Source organism: Pseudomonas sp. ICMP 10191 (assembly GCF_001467335.1).
Classification (GTDB): Bacteria; Pseudomonadota; Gammaproteobacteria; order Pseudomonadales; family Pseudomonadaceae; genus Aquipseudomonas; species Aquipseudomonas cerasi.
This window is the reverse complement of the sequence record NZ_LKGW01000170.1, coordinates 1-2,957: the sequence shown is the minus strand read 5'-3', so window position 1 is coordinate 2,957 and position 2,957 is coordinate 1. Positions and strand designations below refer to the sequence as shown.

The window sequence follows — 2,957 nt, the reverse complement described above, 5'->3', positions numbered from 1 at the left end:
CGTAACCGCCGCCCGCCTTGAGGATCGCCAACAAGCCGATGACCATCTCCACGCCGCGTTCAACGCAGATCCCGACGCGGGAATCCGGCTGTACACCCTGCTTGCGCAGGGCATGGGCTAGGCGGTTGGCCTGCTCGTTAAGCTCGCGATACGTCAGGCGCTGTTCGCCGTGGACGACCGCAAGAGCCTGCGGCGTAAGCTCGACCTGTGCTTCGAACAGCCCGTGAATGGTCTGTTCGTGCGGGTAATCCAGCGCGGTGTCGTTGAAATCCACGAGCAACTGATCACGTTCGACAGCTGGCAGAATCGACAAACCTTGCAACGGCGTTTCTGGCGTCTGCTCCAGTGCCGTCAACAGGTTTTCCAGCGCCGTGTGCATGTAGCCGCACACCCGTTGCGCACCGATTGACGAAGCCACCAACGCCGTCAGGCTGAACCCATCGGCCAGATCATCGACGTTCAAGGTCAGCGGGTAGTTGGTGCGTTCTTCGCCGCTGAGGACCGCAATGCCCTGCCATGCCTGCATGGCCTGGTCAGACACACTGCCGACCCCGCTGTGGCGATAGTTGAGCAGCGCGCTGAACAGCGGCGCGGGCGCGGCAACACCGCTGCAACGCTGGGCCAACGCCAGCGAGGCATGTTCGTGACCGAGCAAGGCAGTCAAGCGCTTATGAGTGGCCTTGACCCCGTCGCGTACGCCCTGCTCGCCTACCGAAACCCGCAGCGGCAAGGTGTTGATGAACATCCCCAAGGCTCGCTCGGTACCTTCGCCACCCTGCATCCGGCCCATCAGGACGGTACCGAAGACCACATCCTGCTTGTTTGATACCTTGCCCAACACCTGAGCCCAGGCCAGGTGCACCAGACTTGCGGCGCTCACACCCTGTTGCCGGGACTGAGCACGCAGGCGCAGGTTGAGTTGAGGATCCAGCGCCAGGCTGGCTTCCTCGATGTCACGACCTTCACCCTGCACGTCCAGCAGGCCGAACGGCAGCGTCGGCTCGTCGATATCGCCGAGCATGTCGCGGAAAAACGCTTCATGGTCAGCCTGGCTGACACCCAGGCGTGCCTGGGCCACATAGTTGCGATACGGCACAGGCACCGACGCTGCCAGGCTGTCTGCCTCGCCCGCCAGCCAAGCCTGCATTTCATGCTTCACCACTTCCAGCGCCACGTGGTCCAGCGCCATGTGGTGGAACAGCAGCATCGCGAAGATGCGCTGGTTGAGCGGGTCTTCGGCATAGGCCACGCGCATCAGCGGCGCCTGGCCGATGTCCAGACGGTAATGGCGCGGGTCAAAGCGGCTGTGCAGTTGTGCACCGATATCGCCGTCTGCCGGATCAAGCTCAAGTGCGTCAAGGTGCAACCGGGCCTGACGCCAGACCACTTGCACAGGTGAGTCCAGACCGTCCCAGACCACGCTGGTGCGCAGAATGTCGTGGCGGTCGATGACCGCCTGCAAAGCCTGAACGAAGGCATTCAGACGCTCGCCGTCAGCAAAGGCGAACTGCGTCTGTAACACATAGGGGTCGCCGATTTCGGCGGCCAGGTGGTGATAAAGAATACCTGCCTGCAACGGCGCCAGCGGGTAGATGTCCTGCACATTGGCCACGCCGCCCGGCACGGTTGCCACGACTTGATCGATCTGCGACTGAGTCAGGTCCGCCAGTGGCAGCAGCTCAGGCGTAATGCGTTGGCAATCCTCGGTGATCAGGTTGGCTGGCACCACGATCTCGGTGCCACCGCCCACGGCTGCGGCCAGTGCTGCCAGCGTCGGCTGGCCGAACAGCACGCGTACATCGGCGCGAAGACCCAACTGGCGCATACGCCCGATCAGACTCACCGCCAGCAGCGAATGGCCGCCGAGTTCGAAGAAGTGGTCGTGACGCCCGACCTGTGCGACGCCCAGCAGGTCTTGCCAGATAACCGCGATCTGCTCTTCGGTTTCGCCTTGCGGCGCTTCGTAGCCACGGCTGATCAGCGCATCACCGTCCGGTGCGGGTAGCGCCTTGCGATCCAGCTTGCCGTTCGGCGTCAATGGCATGGTATCGAGCAGTACGTAGATGGCCGGAACCATGTATTCAGGCAACTGTTGCTGCAGGTGACTGCGCAGGGCTTCGATATCGACAGCAGTGTGCTCGGCAGACCGTGTGTAGTAGGCCACCAGACGTTTGTCACCGGGTATGTCCTCGCGGGCGGTAACTACCGCTTCATGGACCGCCGGGTGTTTGGCCAGAGCGGCCTCGATTTCGCCGATCTCGATACGCAAGCCGCGAATCTTCACCTGGAAGTCATTACGGCCCAGGTATTCCAGCGCGCCGTTGGTCAGCCAACGGCCCACATCGCCGGTTTTGTACAGACGGGCCTGCGGATCGCTGGAAAACGGGTCGGCGATGAAACGCTCGGCACTCAGTTCTGGCTGGTTCAAATAACCCCGCGCTACGCCGATGCCGCCAATGTGCAGCTCACCGGCCACGCCCAGCGGTTGCAGCTGGCCCAGCGCATCCAGTACGTGCATCTGAATATTGGCAATCGGACGGCCAATAGGCACGCTTTCGCCCGGATCCGTCGAGCGGCATTCCCACGCAGTAACGTCGATGGCCGCTTCGGTCGGGCCATAGAGGTTATGCAGTTCAACGCCCTTGAGCTGTTGTTCGAAGCGGCGCTGCAACGCACGAGGCAGGGCCTCGCCGCTGCACAGCACGCGGCGCAGTTGCGGGAAGTCGCGGGTTGAGCGGTGCTCCAGAAATTGATGGCCACCGGGACGGGCCATGACCAGTTCGGCACCGGCCAGAAGCGGCAGGAAAAACTCCCAGACCGACACGTCGAACCCGAACGGGGTCTTTTGCAGCACCCGATCCTGACTGTTCACTTTATAGGCGTCGCGCGCCCAGAGCAGGCGGTTGACCACGCCCAGGTGCTCGTTCATCACGCCTTTGGGCGTGCCGGTGGAACCG

Annotated in this window: 1 protein-coding gene; it reads right to left on the bottom strand. The window is 62.8% G+C overall.

Annotated elements, in window-relative coordinates; genetic code table 11:
* The coding region (locus tag AO388_RS25400) for an AMP-binding protein (protein WP_153004018.1) at nt 1-2,957 on the bottom strand (2,957 nt) is incomplete at both ends.